This window comes from Kineosporia sp. NBRC 101731 (assembly GCF_030269305.1).
GTDB lineage: Bacteria > Actinomycetota > Actinomycetes > Actinomycetales > Kineosporiaceae > Kineosporia.
In genome coordinates this window covers 683979-700538 of record NZ_BSTC01000002.1, presented here as the reverse complement: position 1 = coordinate 700538, position 16560 = coordinate 683979, and the positions used below count along the sequence as shown (strand labels likewise).

Annotated in this window: 12 protein-coding genes; 9 read left to right on the top strand and 3 right to left on the bottom strand. The window is 69.7% G+C overall.

Translation table 11 applies throughout. The annotated features are described in order from the left end of the window. From QSK05_RS10305 to QSK05_RS10295, 3 genes are all read left to right on the top strand, one after another. Positions 1-365 (top strand): methyl-accepting chemotaxis protein (locus tag QSK05_RS10305; protein ID WP_285596489.1); only part of this gene is annotated, 365 nt, incomplete at its 5' end. 8 nt (positions 366-373) lie between these two features. Beyond that, entirely contained in the window at positions 374-2074 is a 1701-nt protein-coding gene (locus QSK05_RS10300; protein ID WP_285596488.1) for a chemotaxis protein CheW, read from the top strand. A 127-nt stretch (positions 2075-2201) separates the two neighbouring features. Then, positions 2202-3230, top strand: coding sequence for an LLM class F420-dependent oxidoreductase (locus QSK05_RS10295; protein WP_352300671.1), 1029 nt, complete (start codon positions 2202-2204; stop codon positions 3228-3230). 72 nt (positions 3231-3302) lie between these two features. Here the strand turns inward: QSK05_RS10295 and QSK05_RS10290 are convergent, their stop codons facing one another. Beyond that, the gene (locus QSK05_RS10290) at positions 3303-4901 is read right to left on the bottom strand and encodes a dolichyl-phosphate-mannose--protein mannosyltransferase (RefSeq protein WP_502879743.1); all 1599 of its coding nucleotides are present in this window, start codon (positions 4899-4901) and stop codon (positions 3303-3305) included. Positions 4902-5085: 184 nt separating this feature from the next. Here QSK05_RS10290 and QSK05_RS10285 point away from each other — a divergent pair, with 184 nt between their 5' ends. After that, positions 5086-6945: a hypothetical protein gene (locus QSK05_RS10285; RefSeq protein ID WP_285596481.1), complete on the top strand. Its 1860-nt coding sequence runs from the start codon at positions 5086-5088 to the stop codon at positions 6943-6945. Then, on the top strand, positions 6942-7805 hold the full coding sequence (gene rsmI, locus QSK05_RS10280; RefSeq protein WP_285596479.1) for a 16S rRNA (cytidine(1402)-2'-O)-methyltransferase: 864 nt from the start codon (positions 6942-6944) through the stop codon (positions 7803-7805). The genes QSK05_RS10285 and rsmI overlap by 4 nt, the downstream gene beginning before the upstream one ends. 44 nt (positions 7806-7849) lie before the next feature. Here the strand turns inward: rsmI and QSK05_RS10275 are convergent, their stop codons facing one another. Together QSK05_RS10275 and QSK05_RS10270 are read right to left on the bottom strand one after the other, a co-directional pair. After that, positions 7850-8410, bottom strand: coding sequence for a GNAT family N-acetyltransferase (locus tag QSK05_RS10275; protein ID WP_285596476.1), 561 nt, complete (start codon positions 8408-8410; stop codon positions 7850-7852). Between the two features lie 41 nt (positions 8411-8451). Next, on the bottom strand, positions 8452-9177 hold the full coding sequence (locus QSK05_RS10270) for a VOC family protein (protein WP_285596474.1): 726 nt from the start codon (positions 9175-9177) through the stop codon (positions 8452-8454). 126 nt (positions 9178-9303) lie between these two features. Between QSK05_RS10270 and QSK05_RS10265 the strand changes: the two genes are divergently transcribed. Genes QSK05_RS10265 through metG form a run of 4 tightly spaced genes read left to right on the top strand, consistent with a single transcriptional unit; the run spans position 9304 to position 16517 of the window. Next, positions 9304-10458 carry an aminotransferase class I/II-fold pyridoxal phosphate-dependent enzyme gene (locus tag QSK05_RS10265; RefSeq protein ID WP_285596472.1) on the top strand — a complete coding sequence of 385 codons (1155 nt, stop codon included), beginning with the start codon at positions 9304-9306 and terminating at the stop codon, positions 10456-10458. A gap of 50 nt (positions 10459-10508) precedes the next feature. Beyond that, entirely contained in the window at positions 10509-11873 is a 1365-nt protein-coding gene (locus QSK05_RS10260; protein ID WP_285596470.1) for an SWIM zinc finger family protein, read from the top strand. A 3-nt stretch (positions 11874-11876) separates the two neighbouring features. Beyond that, positions 11877-14687 carry a DUF6493 family protein gene (locus tag QSK05_RS10255; protein WP_285596468.1) on the top strand — a complete coding sequence of 937 codons (2811 nt, stop codon included), beginning with the start codon at positions 11877-11879 and terminating at the stop codon, positions 14685-14687. Between the two features lie 30 nt (positions 14688-14717). Further along, the gene (metG, locus tag QSK05_RS10250) at positions 14718-16517 is read left to right on the top strand and encodes a methionine--tRNA ligase (RefSeq protein WP_285596466.1); all 1800 of its coding nucleotides are present in this window, start codon (positions 14718-14720) and stop codon (positions 16515-16517) included. Positions 16518-16560 lie beyond the last annotated feature (43 nt).

Here is a 16560-nt window from a genome sequence, read left to right as displayed (position 1 = left end):
TGAGTGATATTGCTGATCAGACGAATCTTCTGGCGTTCAATGCCTCGATCGAGGCGGCTCGGGCGGGTGAGCACGGTCTGGGGTTCTCGGTGGTGGCCGGTGAGGTTCGTAAGCTGGCGGAGCGTTCCGCGGACGCGGCGCGCGAGATCTCCAAGTTGGTGCAGGAGTCGACCCGGCGGGTGGACGAGGGTGCCAAGGTCTCCGAGAAGGCGGGGGAGTCGTTCGAGGACATTGTCTCCAGTGTCGCGCGGACCAGCATGTCGATCGAGATGATCGTGACCGCGACGAAGACCCAGGTCGACGCTTCCGCGCAGGTGAGCAATCTGATCCAGGAGCTGCTCGGCGCTTCGCAGCAGAGCAGCTAGGGGGAACGGTGACAGTCGCAGCTCAGGGTCTTCTCACGGACACCGTGTCGACCACCTACGGTCTCTTCGAGTCGGGGGACGCGTGTGTCGGTGTGCCGCTGTCGGACGTGCGTGAGGTGACGTCCTGTCCCGACCAGCTCGAGGTGCTGCCGGTCACCGCCCCCGGACTCCTCGGGGCGATGAACCTGCGGGGCCAGGTGATCCCGGTCCTCGACATTCTGGCCATGCACGGACACGAGCGCAGGGCGCAGGACGTCCGGGAGGTCCAGGAACTGGACTCCGCGCAGTACCGGTCCCGCCGGGTGATCGTGGTGCTCCTGCGCAACCATCAGCTGCTCGGGCTGGTCGTGGACAGCGTGCACGGTGTCATCGTTCCCGGCCCCATGACCCGGATCGGTAAACCCGACAGCCAGGGACTGCTGGTCTCGCACACCTTCACCCGCCCCGAGACCGGCGGCATCGTCAGTGTTCTCGACGTCGAGGCGATGTTCGCGCTACCCGGTGTGCCGATGGTGCAGGAGGAAGGGCGGGCCGACGGCCTCTTCGGCGGAGGTGACGAGGCCGGCACGGCGCTGCATGCCGGCAACGGGCAGAACTCGATGCTGCTCGTGCGCTGTGCCGATCACCGGCTGGCGCTCTCCATCAACTCGGTGCACACCATCCTGCCCCGCGTGCAGGTCCGCAACTCACCGCTGAGACATGGCTCCTGCAAGGGGGTCACCGACTACGACGGCGTCGAGATCCCGGTGTTCGACCCGCTGGAGCTGACCGGTCTGGGGCGCCTGAGCAACGAGGAATCCGAGGGGGTGGCCATCCGCTTCCACGACGGGCTGGTGGTGATGCTGCTCTCCGGGGTGCTGGAACTGATCAACATCGGTTCGGTGGAAACGCTGAACCTGCCGCCGATCCAGGTGCCCGGCCGGCGCTACCTCGAGAACGTGCTGCGGGTGCCGAACCACGGCGACTTCCTCACCCTCGCGGTGGACGCCATGCTCGAGAACGACGAGCTCAAGTCGCTCTCCCGGCTGAACACGCCGCACGCGAACACGGTGCCGGCGCAGCGTGCGGGCCGGACCGGCGCCGACGAGGACACCTGGACCCGCGAACAGCCGGGCCAGGAAACCTACCTGACCTTCTCGGCCGGCCGGGAGATGGCCGTGCCGCTGCGTCAGGTCGTGGAGATCCTCGAGTTCCCGTCGCGGTACTCGGTACTGGAGTCCGGGAACGACAAGATGCTCGGACTGTTCACGCACCGCGACACCGTGGTGCCGCTCTACCGCCTGACCCGACTGCTCGGCGTGCCGGACTCCCCGCTGGAGACGTCGTACGTGCTGATCGTCAGCACGGCCGCCGACGGCGGCGTCGCGCAGGTGGTCGGCCTGGTCGTGCACGCCCTGCGGGCCATCGAGAAGTCCGTGTGGGCAGACCCGGAGCCGAAGCGGTCGGGGTATCCGGAGGGATCGCTGGAGTCGGCGCTGGCCGACATGACCATGCTGCGGCTGTCGCCGATCGGCACGGCCGAGGAACCGCGCATGCTGCCCCGGGTCGACCTCACCGCGATCGGCGCCGCCCTGGTCCCGCCCCAGGTGGCCCAAGTGGCCCAAGCTCCCCAAGTGCCCCGGGGGCCCCAATCGCCCCCGGTCCTGACAGCCCCGGCCGTGGCATCCCTGCCCGAGATCGAGGCCGAGGCCCACCTGACCCTCTCATGATCACGGAGGGTTGGGCGCCTGCTTACTCGCGGGGATGGGGCGTGGATCACATGCAGGCGCGTGCGGCGGGGCGCCTCACGGAGCAGGATGGGCCGTCAGCCATCCTCGAGCGCTCCAGGAGGCACGTGTGCGGATCGGTATGCCACTCCCGTATTCCGGCAGTTTCGTCGAAACCGTCGATCAGCTGCCGGACTACCGGGCCGCGGGCCTGTCCATCGTCTACGTCGCGGAGGCGTACAGCTTCGACGCGGTGAGCCAGCTCGGCTTCATCGCCGCGAAGGTGCCCGACCTGGAGATCGCATCGAACATCCTGCCGATCTACACCCGCACGCCGTCGCTGCTCGCCATGACCGCGGCCGGGCTCGACCACGTCTCCGGCGGCCGGTTCACCCTCGGGCTGGGAGCCAGCGGGCCGCAGGTGATCGAGGGGTTCCACGGGGTGGCGTACGACGCGCCCATCGGCCGCACCCGGGAGATCATCGAGATCTGCCGTCAGGTGTGGCGGCGTGAGAAGCTCGAGCACGCCGGCAAGCACTACCGGATGCCCCGGGAAGGTGGCCTCGGTAAACCTCTGAAGCTCATCAATCACCCGGTGCGGGAACGTATCCCGATCCTGATCGCGGCGATGGGCCCGAAGAACGTAGAGCTCGCCGCCGAGGTGGCCGAGGGCTGGGCCCCGTTCTTCTTCCGGCCCGAGGGTTATCAGGACGTGTGGGGTTCCGCGCTCACGGCCGGCACGGCCAGGCGTGACCCGGCGCTGCCGGCGCTGGACGTGGTGGTTCCGGTCCCTGTCGCCATCGGAGAGGCGACCGAAGCGTTGCGCGACCACGCGCGTCCTCAATTTGCGCTCTACATCGGCGGAATGGGCGCGAAGGGCAAGAACTTCTATCACGACCTGGCCACCCGTTACGGCTACGGCGAGCAGGCCGATCGCATCCAGGAGCTGTACCTGGCCGGGCACAAGGACGAGGCCGCGGCGGCGGTGCCGGCAGAACTGCTGCGTGACGTGGCGCTGGTGGGGCCGCGCTCCTGGGTGGCCGAACGACTCGCCGCGATGCACGAGGCGGGCGTGACCACGCTGTCGATCACCCCGTTCGACCGCACCCACGCCGAGCGGGTGAAGACGATCGAGACCCTGGCCGACCTACTGCCCTGAACATCCCCGCATCCCTCGTTCGTGATCATGCAAGTCCGGGGACACTGTGCATGATCACGAACAAGAAGAGGGCTAGATCCAGCTGGGCAGCCACATCCGGTCGCTCCACGAGCTCTGCGGGATGACCTGGGCGGTGTAGAGGGGCAGGAAGAACCAGAAGCTCAGCACGGCGAGGATGACGATCGACCCGGCGATCCAGGCGCCGGTGCGCCGTCGTCTCGAGGAGTCGTGGGTGCGCCCGAGGATCAGCCCGAGCACGTAGACCAGGGCGAGCACGACCCACGGGGTGAAGGCGATCGTGTAGAAGTTGAAGATCGTGCGCTGCTGGTACTGGAACCAGGGCAGGTAGCCGCCGACCAGGCCGGCGAGCACCGCTCCGGCGCGCCAGTCGCGGCGCAGGGCCCAGCGGAACAGCAGCACCACGATCGCGAGAGTGGCGCCCCACCAGATCACCGGGTTGCCGAGCGCCGTGATGGCCTGGGAGCAGAGGTCTACCGTGCAGCCTTTCTGCCCCTCCTTCGGCCCCTCGTAGTAGAAGGCGGTGGGGCGCCCCATCACGATCCACGACCAGGGGTTGGCCATGTAGGGGTGGAAGGCGGCCAGGTCGATGTTGAACTCGTACATCTGCTGGTGGTAGTGCGCCAGGCTCCGGAGGGCCGACGGGAGCCACGTGATGCCCTGGCCCGGGTTCTCGGCGGCCCAGTTGCGGTCGTACCCGTCGCTGGAGAGGAACCAGCCGGTCCAGGCGGCCAGGTAGGTGAGACCCGCGATCAGGCCCATCGCGATGCCGGACAGGGCGCCCCAGATCAGCGCCCCGAGCCACCAGAGCCGCAGCCCGACGGCCCGGCGTGCACCCGCGTCCCAAAAAATGATCATGAGACCGAAGACCACGGCGAAGTACAGGCCGGACCACTTGGTGCCCGCGCACAGGCCCAGGCAGACCGCGGCGGCGATGCGCCACCAGCGCACGCCCGTCCACCAGCGCCAGGAATCGGTGATCGTCTGTTCTCGCTCGCTGAACTCCGCCGCCGCCCGCAACGCCAGCCGGCGCCGACCGGCGTCCCGGTCGATCAGCACGCAGCCGAACGCGGCCAGGGCCCAGAACATCACGAAGATGTCGAGCAGGCCGGTGCGGCTGTGGACGAAGTGCTCACCGTCGATCGACAGCAGCAGACCGGCGGTCAGGCCCAGCAGGGTGGAGCCGAAGAGCCGGCGGGCGATCAGGATGATCATCAGGATCGACAGGGTGCCGACCAGGGCGGAGGCGAAGCGCCAGCCGAACGAGCTGGTCGGGCCGAAGATCCATTCGCCCAGGCCGATCATCCACTTGCCGACCGGTGGGTGCACGACGAAGTCGGGGTTGCTGGTGAAGACGTCGATGTCGCCGCGGTTCCAGCGCGGGTCGACCTCCTCGCCCTTGCCCTGCCAGGCCAGCTCGTAGCCGGCCCGGATCATCGACCAGCCCTGCTTGACGTAGTAGGTCTCGTCGAACACCAGGGTGCCGGGACGGCCCAGGTGCCAGAAGCGGATGAAGCCGCCGAACGCGGTGACAGCCAGGACCGCGAACCATCCCCGCCTGGTCAGACGGGGACGCGGCTGGATCGGCGAGGGGGGCTGAACCTCGCGCACCGCGGCGCGGGTGGCCACGGCTGGGCTGGTCACGCGCGTCATCGTAGGGCCTCCGCCTTGGTGCCCGATCTGAGAACGGTCTGGGAATGCGGGGGAAAGGCCGGTCGAAGACCCGTCGAGACCTGTCGAGACCTGGGGTGGGGCTGATGGGACATCACCTGCCAGACTGGGCAACCGGCCGCCCAGCTCACCAGTGCAGGCGGATGAACTGGGAGGACGGGCACGAGTGAGCGCGTCGCCGGAGACCACACCGGTCGATCAGCGGGTCTGGTTGCCCCGGCCGCGACGGGAAGACCCGTCCGGCCCGGCACTGGTACTGATCGCCTTGGCCGCGCTGGGCTTCGGCCTGGCCGCGACAGCCGGGCTGTGGGGTGACCCTGCGGGCCGGGTGATCGACGGCAACATCCCCGATGCGATGCACTACTCGTGGTGGCTCGGACACACACCGCACGCCATCGGTAACGTCGAGAACCCGTTCCTGACCAGTGACATGAACTGGCCCGACGGCGTCGGCGCCATGAACAACACCACACTGATCCTGCCGGCGCTCCTGCTGTCGCCGTTCAGTCTGCTGTTCAGCTCGCTGTTCACGCTGAACCTGCTGAACCTGCTCGCCGTGCCCCTGTGTTTCGCCGCCGGTTACTGGGCGCTGCGCAAGGTGCCGGGGGTGTCCAGCGGGGCGGCCGCGATCGGCGCCGTCTGCTTCGCCATCTCCCCGGCGATCGTGAACTCGCTGACCGGGCACATCACCATGGCGTTCGCGCCCGGCCTGCCGATCCTCCTGGCGCTGAGCGTGGAGGCCTGGCGCACCGATCAGCGCCGCACCAGCGGCTTCGAACAGCACAGCCCCCTGCGCATCGGGCTCTGGCTGGGTCTGGTCACGCTGGCGCAGGTGTTCATCGGCGAGGAGGTGCTGTTCCAGGCCGCCGTCGGCGCGGTGCTGATCATGGTCACGGCCGCCGTGTGCCGTCCTCGCCAGGTCCGGGCCGGGGCGCTGCGTCTGGCCCGCACCCTCGGGATGGCGTTCGCGGTGTTCCTGCCGTTCGCCGCCTACCCGCTCTACCTGCAGTTCTTCGGTGCGCACGCGAACCACGGCAGCCCTTTCACCAAGGACTACTTCGGCGCCGACGTGACCGCCTTCTTCACCCCGACCTCGGGCGTGCTGGTGCACACCGAGGCGAACCTCGACCGGGCCAAGCACTTCGCGGGCGGTATCGAGGAGCACCTGGCCTACCTGGGCTGGCCCCTGATCGTCGTCTGCCTGATCACGATGGTGCTCGGCTGGCGCATGCTGGCGGTGCGCTGCGTCGCGGTCGGTCTGCTGGTCTCGGCCGCGCTCTCGCTCGGGGGCCGGCTCTGGATCGACGGGGTCTGGACCGAGCACCAGGGCCCGTACGCGCTGGTGCAGAGCGTGCCGGTGCTGGAGTCGTCGCTGGCCACCCGCTTCGGCCTGCTGGTCGCGGTGTTCGCCGGCGCGATGCTCGCCCTGGCGGTGCAGGGTCTGCGCAGCGGTTCACGGCACCGCCTGCTGCAACCGGCCACCGCGTCCGGGCGCACGTCGAGCCGTACGGCCGTCACCGCCCGGGCCGTCGGTGCCATCGGTGTGTCGCTCGCCTGCCTGGTGCCGCTACTGCCCTCGGCCGTGCCGGTGGTCGACGCGCCCGCCGTTCCGACGTACTTCACCACGCAGGCCAAGCAGCTGCCCAGCGATACGGTCGTGGTCGTGCTGCCCTACCCTGTCGCGACCCTGCCCACGGCGATGCGCTGGCAGTCGGCCGCCGGCTACGCGTTCAAGATGCCCGGCGGTTACTACCTCGGCCCGGCGCAGGACGGTCAGGCCTACGTCGGCGGGGCCGCCGACCCGGCCACCGCGCAGCTGCTCACCGAGGTGCAGTACACGGGTGATGTGCCGGTGATCACCCCGGCGAACCGGGCGCAGGCCCAGGCCGACCTCCAGACCTGGGGCGCCGACAAGATCGTGCTCGGCCCCGACCCGTCGCAGGACGCGTTGCGGCGCACCGTGACCGCGCTGATCGATCAGGAACCGGTGGCGCAGGACGGCGTTCTGGTCTGGGACCTGACGTGAGCGGCCGCCTGGTCCTCGCGGCCACCCCGATCGGTGACCCGGAAGACGCCTCGGTGCGCCTGAGTCGCCTGATCGAGACCGCCGACCTGATCGCCGCCGAGGACACCCGCCGGTTCCGCCGGCTGGCCGCCGCTCTCGGGATCACGCCGCAGGGGCGGGTGATCAGCAACCACGAGCACAACGAGGACTACCGTTCCACGGCCCTGCTCGAGGTGGTCGCTGGTGGTGGCACCGTGCTGGTGGTGAGCGATGCGGGTATGCCGGGGGTGTCCGACCCGGGCCTGAAGGCGGTGCAGGCCGTGGTGGAGGCCGGGTTCCCGGTGACCGCACTGCCCGGCCCCTCCGCCGCTCTCACCGCACTCGCGCTGTCCGGGTTGCCCACCGACCGGTTCTGCTTCGAGGGGTTCCCGCCCCGGACGAACGGCAAGCGGGCGACCGCCTTCCGGGGTCTGGGCGCGGAACCCCGCACGATGATCTTCTTCGAGTCACCGCGGCGCACGGCCGACACCCTGGTCTCCATGGCCGAGGCCTTCGGGGGTGACCGGCAGGCCGCGGTCTGCCGGGAGCTGACCAAGACCTACGAAGAGGTGAAGCGTGGTCCGCTGGCCGACCTCGCGGCCTGGGCCTCGGAGTCCGAGGTTCTCGGGGAGATCAGCATCGTGGTCGGTGGGGCACCCGAGAGGGTGCCGGTCGATCTGTCCGACCCCACAGCAACGGACGATGTGGCTGCCCTGGTCGCGCAGGTCCAGCAACGGGTGGACGCGGGGGAGCGGCTCAAGGAGGCCGTCGCCGCGGTCTCGGCCCAGTCGGGTGTGAACAAGCGGGGGTTGTACGACGCGGCGGTCAGAGCCCGAGATTGAGGTGCCCCAGCGTCGGTCACCTGACCGGCGCGTCGTCCATATGGTTATTTCACAGTTGTTTTGAAGTACTGCTCGGCTGTGATCCGGTGGAGCACATGGGGGCCCTGCCAGTGGCCCGGCTCGTAGGTCGGGTTGACGAAGTCATCGTCGGGCGAGTGGGTCATGCCGATCTTCGTCATCACCCGGCGCGACGGCGCGTTGGTCACCGTGGTCATTGACACCAGCTCGGGTTTGCCCAGGACGGTGAACGCGTGGTGCAGCACCGCGCGGGCGCCCTCAGGTGCGTAACCCTTCCCCCAGAAACGCTTGTCGAGACGCCAGCCGATCTCGGTCAGGTCGGCTGCGGGAAATCCGATGGGCATCGGCCAGAGGCCGATGAAGCCCATGAACTCACCGGTCTCCGTCAGCTCGGCGGCCCACAGGCCCCAGCCGTAGGTGCTCAGGTGGTGGATGAACCGGTCGACGGCGGCGTCGGACTCCTCACGGGTCTTCGTGGACGGGAAGAAGCGCAGCACCTCCTCGTCGGCGTTCATCGCGGCCCACGGGTCACGGTCGGAGTCTTTCCACTGGCGCAGGGTCAGGCGCTCGGTCACGAGTCGGGTCATTCTTGCCAGAATGCCCTTCGGTGGCGGAGGGCGCCACCGGTTCAGTCCCGGGGGCTGAGCACGCAGAACTCGTTCCCGTCCGGGCCGGTGAGCACGGTCCAGGTGACGTCGGCCGACTGGCCCACGTCGACCCGCCGGGCGCCCAGATCGATGAGGCGCCCGACCTCGGCCGACTGGTCGTCGGGGGCATAGGGCCGCAGGTCGAGATGAATCCGGTTCTTCACGACCTTCGGCTCGTTCTCGCGGATGAACTCCAGCACCGGGCCGGGTGTGGTCAGCTCGAGCGAGGCGACCACATCGTCGGTGATCTCGAGCTCCCCGGCCGCGGCCGCCTGCCAGAACGCGCCTGCGACCTTCACGTCGGGCACCTTCATCACGATCGCCGCGACCGGTCCGCGCCCGTCGTACTCGTCGCGGTGCTCCAGCACGCAGAACTCGTTGCCGGCCGGATCGGCGAGCACCACCCAGGGCCTCTCGTCCGCCACGTCGAGACGGGTGGCGCCGAGCGACTCCAGCCGCGCCACGATCTGCGCCTGGTGGGCGGCGTCGCGGCTGGCCAGATCGAGGTGCACCCGGTTCCAGCCGGTCTTGGAATCGGTCACCGGCACGAAGGTCAGCTCGATACCGGGCTCGCCCTCGAGGGGCTCGACATTGGCCTCGTAGTCACTCGAGTTGGTGACCCGCCACTCCAGCGCCTCACTCCACCAGGCGGCGAGGGAGACGGGGTCGGGGCAGTCGATGACGAGGTCGGTCAACCGGGTTGGCATGGACACCAGTCTGGCGGATCCGCGGGCCTCTCGATGACAGGGGGCCAGAATCAGGCGATTGGCTGCCAGGCCGCCGACGCGCCCCTCACTACCCTTGCCGTGGTGGAGTTCAGGAGAATCCCAGGGTTGCCGCCGTACGTCTTCACCATCATCGACGGACTGAAACTACAGGCCCGACGAGACGGAAAAGACATCGTCGACCTGGGTTTCGGTAATCCAGACATCCCCAGTCCGCAGATCGCGGTGGAGAAGCTGGCCGAGGCGGCGCACAACTCGCGCAACCACCGGTACAGCTCCAGCCGGGGTATCCCGAAGCTGCGTGAGGCCATTGCCGACCGGTATACCGCTCAGTACGGGGTAAAGCTCGACCCTTCGACGAACGTGATCGCCACCATTGGTGCGAAAGAGGGCTTCAGTCATCTGATGTGGGTGCTGTTGCAACCGGGCGATGCAGCGCTGGTGCCATCCCCGTCGTACCCCATCCACATCTGGGGCCCGTACTTCGCCGGGGCCGACGCCCGGCAGGTGACCATCGGCTCCAGCGGCACGGACTACGTGGACGCGGTGATGGACGCCTGGGAGTACGGCTGGCCCAAACCCCGCGTGGTGGTGCTGTGCTTCCCGCACAACCCGACCACCACCACCGTCTCGAAGGGGGATCTGCAGCGGCTCGTCGACTGGGCCCGGCCCCGCGACGTGGTGCTGGTGCACGACTTCGCCTACGCCGACGTCTGGTTCGACGGGGTGCGCCCGCCCTCGATCCTGGAGTGCGAGGGCGCTCTCGACTGCGCCGTCGAGCTCTACTCGATGACCAAGTCGTTCTCCATGGCCGGCTGGCGGATGGCCTTCCTGCTCGGCAATGCCGAGGTGGTCGCCGCTCTGGCCAAGCTCAAGAGTTACCTCGACTACGGCTCGTTCCAGCCGGTGCAGATCGCCGCCACGGTGACCCTGAACGAGGCGTCGGAGTACCCGGCCGAGGTGAACGCGATCTACGAGACCCGGCGCAACGCACTGTGCGACGGCCTGAACCGGATCGGCTGGGAGGTCGAGCGACCGAAGGGCACGATGTTCCTCTGGGCGCCGATCCCCGCGCAGTTCCGTTCCGAGGGCTCGATCGCCTTCGCCACCCGCCTGGTGCAGGAGTGTGACGTGGCGGTGTCGCCGGGCGTCGGGTTCGGCCCGGACGGCGACGGGCACGTGCGGTTCGCGTTGATCGAGAACGAGCACCGCATCGGGCAGGCGGTGCGGCAGATCAAACGTGGAGTGCCGGGACTGGGGTAGCCCGAACCGGTTCGGCCAAGATTGTCGGACCCCGTGGCTACGTTGTGATCATGGAGTCGGTCCAGACCTACAGCTATCGCCGTCCGTCCACGCTCACCCCGGGTGAGCTGGGCCTGGAGACGTCCGGGGGCACCGCGCTGCGCGGTCCCTCCGGGACCGGTGCGCATCCCCGTTTCTTCACCGGGTTCCTGCAACGGCCGGGAGTGGCGGCGGCCGGGCTGCTGGCGGTGGCCGAGGTGGCGCGTACCCGCTATTTCCAGCCCGCCGACACCACATTCCGCGATCCGGTGGTCACCAGCGACGGTGAGCGGCTGCGGTTCGAGTCGTTCTCCGTTTGTGGCGGCGTGCATCTGCGGCTCGACGTGCTGGGCGCGGGGTACGACGGTGACGTGGTCGATCACGGCACCACGAATGTCGACGTCAACGAGCCGCTGCGGCGCATGCTGAGCGGGGTGCTCGACGGCAGTCCGCTGCACCTGGCGGTCGGGCCCGACGACGTCACGGTCACCACCATGACCGATACGGCGGTGGAGAAGAAGGTGCCCCTGCCCGAGCGGTGGGTGCGTGGTTTCGGTGAGATCTACGTGCTGACCGGCGACTTCGACGCCCGGGCCGAGATCCCCGCAGCCGAGGCGGCCCGGCTGCTGCGTTCACTGCCGAGTCAGCGGCGGCCCGGCGGCGCCCTCTGGTTCGTGCCGGCCGGCCGATCGCTGCGTCTGGTGTCCGGGCCGGCGCCTGGTGCGGTCTGCCTGCCGGGCCCGCAGCGTCTCGCCGCGCTGTTGCCCCTGCTGCGCTTCGCCACCGGCCTGCGTGTCTACGGGCCACCGGCGAACCGTTCCGGTCAGTCGGTCGCCAGCGCCTGGGAGCTCACGCTTCCCGGCATGCGCCTGACGGCGACCCTGTCGCCCGACGTCACCCGGGGCTTCTCCGGGGAAGGAGCGGTGCTCGACGCGCTGGCCACCGGCACCGGGGCCGACGACGCGGACCTGGTCAGCGTGCTGCTCGCCTTCGAGCCGCGCATCGACATCGATTCCCTGGCCGAGGGTTCCGGGCTCACCCCGGCCCGGGTGAGGGATGCCCTGGTCCGGCTCGGGGCGGCGGGGCAGATCGGTCGCGACCTCGCCGAGACGGCGTCCTTCCACCGGGAGCTGCCGTTCGCCGGTGACGTGGTGGACCGGCTGAACCCACGCCACGGGGCGGCCCGGGCCCTGATCGCGGCCGGCGCGGTGACGGTGGAGCGGAACCGGCCCGGAGACGTGGTGGCCCTCGTCAGCAGTGGTGACCACCGGCATCGGGTGCGGCTGACCGACGGCCGGCGCACCTGCACCTGTCCCTGGCACGCGAAGCACCAGGGCGGTCGAGGACCGTGCAAACACGTTCTGGCCGTTGACCAGTCGGTGCGAGAGGAGGCCTGAACCATGGCGACGGAGAAGACAGCCGACGGGGAACACCTGCTCATGGTCATGCACGGGGAGGGCGTCGAGGCCACCACGAAGCTGGTGCTCGGGCTGACCGACGCGCAGCGGCGCGAGCTGGCTCCGCAGGTCACGGTTCTCGTCCGTGCGGCCGCGCGCTGGTGGGAAGACGGCAACGAGTTCGCCGAGTACCTGAAGACCGCCCGCAAGGGGCCGGACGGCCTGACGGCGGCAGTGGCGATCGCGGCGGCGGGTACGGTCATCGCCTCGAAGCTGCCCGGCGTGCTGCGGCGGATCGAGGTGTTGAACGAGCGGGCCGGCTGGGGTCTGAGCCATCGCGACGAGCCGGACGGCTTGACCGCGCGGCTCGTCAAGGTCCTCGAGGCCCGGGGGCTTGTCGGCCGGCCGAAACTGGCCGCGGACCTGGCGGGCCGGGTGCGGGCCGGTGACGTCTGGAGCCGCGCGTGGTTCTTCCACCTGGCCCTCGAACTCGCCCGGCGCTGCCCCGGCGAACCGCCCACTCCGGCGGTCTTCTCGCTGCTCTGGCTGACCGACCCGCAGAGAGTGCTCGCCGATGTGCGGGCCCGCCCGGCCTGGTCGGTCCTGGCGTTGAGAGCGCTGGCGGTACGCGACGCCGGCCGCCGGCTCGACCATTCCGGCCTGCGGCAGGCCCTGACCCAGCTGGCCACGGAAGGGCTGATCCCGCGGGCCGACCTGCTCGACGCCTGCATCGGGGCGCTGCAGACCACCGACCGCAAGATCGATCTGCACGGCCTGATGCTGCTGCACGACGAGATCGCTCCCACCGCAGACGAGATCGCCGCCCGCACCGGTCAGTATCTCAGTCTGGTCGCGGGGGCCCCGGCGAACGTGGCCACCGTGGCCCAGCAGCGCTTGCGAGCCCTCGACGAGGCCGGCCGGCTTCCCGGCCCCGTACTGGCCGCGACCACGACGGCGATCATGGTGCGGCCCGACAAGGGTCTCTTCCGGGGGCAGCTGACCTGGCTACGCTCGGCCATGAAAGCCTCGGCCGGGCGGGAGCCGCTGATGCTCGCCATGGCCGCGGGGCTCGGGCATCCCGATCCGGCGCTGCAGAAGCGCGTGCTCGATCTGCTCGACCCCTTCCTGAGCGATCTGACCGGGCCGGCGCGGGCCGAACTGGCTCTCGCCGCCGAGGCGCTCGCCCCGGACCTGCGTGCCCGGGCCGCCGGCCGGCTCGGGGTCGAGGCGCCCGGGCCGGGGTTCGTGGCGGAACTTCCCGGGCCGCAGCCCGTGGCGGCGCTGGTGCCGATCACCGGCCCGGAGGAGACGGTCGAGAAGCTGACCGTCTACGAGCACCAGCAGAACTCGTGGGGCCAGAACGAATTCCGGGATATGGAAGTACTTCTCGATGCCCTGGTGCGGTTCTCGTGGAGCTGTCCCGAGCGGCTGCACGAGGCCCTGCAGCCGTTGCTGAGCAGGCTCACCTGGTTGCCCGAGGGGCCGCCACCCCGCTCGTACGGGCACCGGTCGTCGCACTCCGAGCCTGACCTGGGCTCGATCTGGGACTGTGTCCGCTCCGCGCGGGCCCGTGCCGAGCGCCTGGAACCCGAACTCCCGGGCGCCAGGTCCCTGGAACCCGCACTCCCGCGCACCAGGTCCCTGGGGCCCGAGCTCCTGGGCACCGTGTTCAACCCCCAGCTCGGGGCGCCCGAAGACCGGCCCGCCCGACCGGTGGGTTCGGTGAAGGCCGAGGTGATCCTGTTCCGCCGGATCAGCGAGGCCGCCTCCGGAATGTGGTGGGCGCCCGTCCCCGTCCTGCTGGCCACGCCGACCACGGTCGACGGCGTGCTCGAGGCCGATGAACTGGTACGTCGCCTGCAACTGCTCGAGGAGGCCGGGTGCCGGCCGTGGCCGGACGATCTGGGTCAGGCCTGGCTGCGGGTGCGCCCCGGCGACCGGGGCCGCGTGCTGGAGGTGGTCCGGCGGGTCGCGGGCCCGGAGGCCGCCGAGCGCCTGATCGGGCTGGGGTCGGCGGGGGCGAAGGTGCGTCTGGAGAACTGGTTCCGTCCGGTCGACCAGCCGCCGTACGCCTATCTGTACGGCCGAGAGCCCCAGGTACCGACGATGACGTCCAGCCCGGTGGTCACGCTCACCCCGGCCCCCGTGCTCGACCTGCCGGAACCGTGGAATCACCTCTGGCGATTGGCCATGCCGGGACCGGTGGGCTACCAACGCCCCTGCTCATGGCTGACCTACTGGCCCACGATCCTGCCCTTCGACCGTGACGTCATGGCGGCCCACCTGGTGCGGGAGGTTCCCGGCCTGAAACGCGGGGGCGGAGACGTCCTGCGTGCCCACGCGGAAGTGGCCGGCCCGATCGGCCCGGCCACCCTGCTGCTGTACGGCTACGGGCTGGACCTGCCCGAGGCCGAGGACCGGGCCGGTACCTCCGAGGCGCTCATCACCACGATCGGCCGCGGTGAGCTCGATCCGGTGGCGTTCGGCGAAACCCTCGGCCGGCTCGTCGCCGGCCGCAACGTCAAGCTGAACCGGGTGGTGGAGACCCTGCGCGGGGTGGGCCAGGCCGGAGGCTGGGCCACGCTGTGGCCGATCCTGGCCGCGGCTCTGCCGCTCTGCCTGCCCCGGGCCCAGGCCGAACCACTGGCCCGGTTCGCCGACCTGCTCGCTCTGGCCGTGGAGGCGGCCCAGTCCTGCGGAGCCACCGGCGAGGTCCCCGGCCTGGACGATGTGGCCGGGCGGCGCAGCACCAGCCGGGTCCGCGCCGAGGCCCGCCGCCTACAGGCAGCGCTGTCCGGAGCCCGAGCGTCATGACGAGTTGCGAGACGTGGAAAGATTCGGGGTATGACCAGGATCCTCACCGCGGTCGCTTGGCCTTATGCCAACGGCCCTCGTCACATCGGCCATGTCGCCGGCTTCGGCGTGCCCTCCGACGTCTACAGCCGCTACATGCGAATGGCCGGTCACGACGTGCTCATGGTGAGCGGCACCGACGAGCACGGCACGCCGATCCTGGTGCAGGCGGAACAGGAAGGCGTGTCGCCGCGCGAGCTGGCCGACCGCTACAACCGCATGATCGTCGAAGACCTGCACGCCCTCGGCCTGTCCTACGACCTGTTCACCCGCACCACCACGGTCAACCACTACACCGTGGCCCAGGAGCTGTTCCGCACCGACTACGCCAACGGCTACATGATCGAGCAGACCACGACCGGGGCGGTCTCACCGTCCACCGGCCGCACCCTGCCCGACCGCTACATCGAGGGCACCTGCCCGATCTGTGGCTACGAGAACGCCCGCGGCGACCAGTGCGACAACTGCGGCAACCAGCTCGACCCGGCCGACCTGATCAACCCCAAGAGCAAGGTCAACGGCGAGACCCCGAAGTTCGTCGAGACCACGCACTTCTTCCTCGACCTGCCCGCGCTCGCCGACGCCCTCGGCGAGTGGCTGCGCACGCGCACCGACTGGCGCCCGAACGTCCTCAAGTTCTCGCTGAACCTGCTGGACGACCTGAAGCCGCGGGCGATGACGCGGGACATCGACTGGGGCATCCCGGTTCCCCTCCCCGGCTGGGAGGAGAACTCGCACAAGCGTCTCTACGTCTGGTTCGACGCGGTGGTCGGTTACCTCTCGGCCTCGATCGAGTGGGCCCGCCGCACCGACGACCCGGAGCAGTGGCGCAAGTGGTGGAACGACTCCGAAGCCGTCTCCAACTACTTCATGGGGAAGGACAACATCACCTTCCACTCGCAGATCTGGCCGGCCGAGCTGCTGGCCTATGCGGGTAAGGGCGCCAAGGGCGGTCAGCCGGGTCCGTACGGTGAGCTGAACCTGCCCACCGAGGTCGTCAGCAGCGAGTTCCTGACGATGGAGGGCAAGCAGTTCTCCTCCAGCCGCGGCGTGGTCATCTACGTGCGCGACATACTGAGCCGCTACCAGCCCGACGCGCTGCGCTACTTCATCTGCGCGGCCGGGCCGGAGAACCAGGACACCGACTTCACCTGGGCCGAGTTCGTCCGCCGCACCAACGACGAGCTGGTCGCGGGCTGGGGCAACCTGGTCAACCGCACGGCGTCGCTCATCAACAAGAACCTGGGCGAGATCCCGGAGGCCGGTGAGCTCCAGTCGATCGATCTGGCCGTTCTCGAGACCACGAAGGCCGGTTTCGGCGCGGTCGGCGAGCTGCTCGCCTCGCACAAGCAGAAGGCTGCCCTGGCCGAGGCGATGCGCGTGGTGGGCGAGGTCAACAAGTACCTCTCCGACACCGAGCCCTGGAAGCTGAAGAAGACCGACTTCGAGCGCATGAAGACGGTGCTGCACGTGGCCGCGCAGGCGATCAACGACTGCCGGGTGCTGCTGTCCCCGTTCCTGCCGCACAGCTCGCAGCTGGTGTTCGAGGCCTTCGGTGGCACCGGCACGGTCTCGCCGCTGCCCGAGATCCGCGAGGTCGACGACCTCGACGGTGGCCCGGGCTATCCGGTGCTGATGGGCAACTACACGCTCGGCGAGACGGTGGCGGCCTGGGAGTCGGCGCCGATCGTGCCGGGCACCCCGGTCCCGGCGCCCTCGCCGATCTTCCGCAAGCTCGACGAGTCGGTCATCGAGGAAGAGCTCGCCCGCCTGGCCGACAAGGACAAGTAAGGAGCAAATGGAGGACGCTGCCGGCCCCCGGCTGGGGGCACCT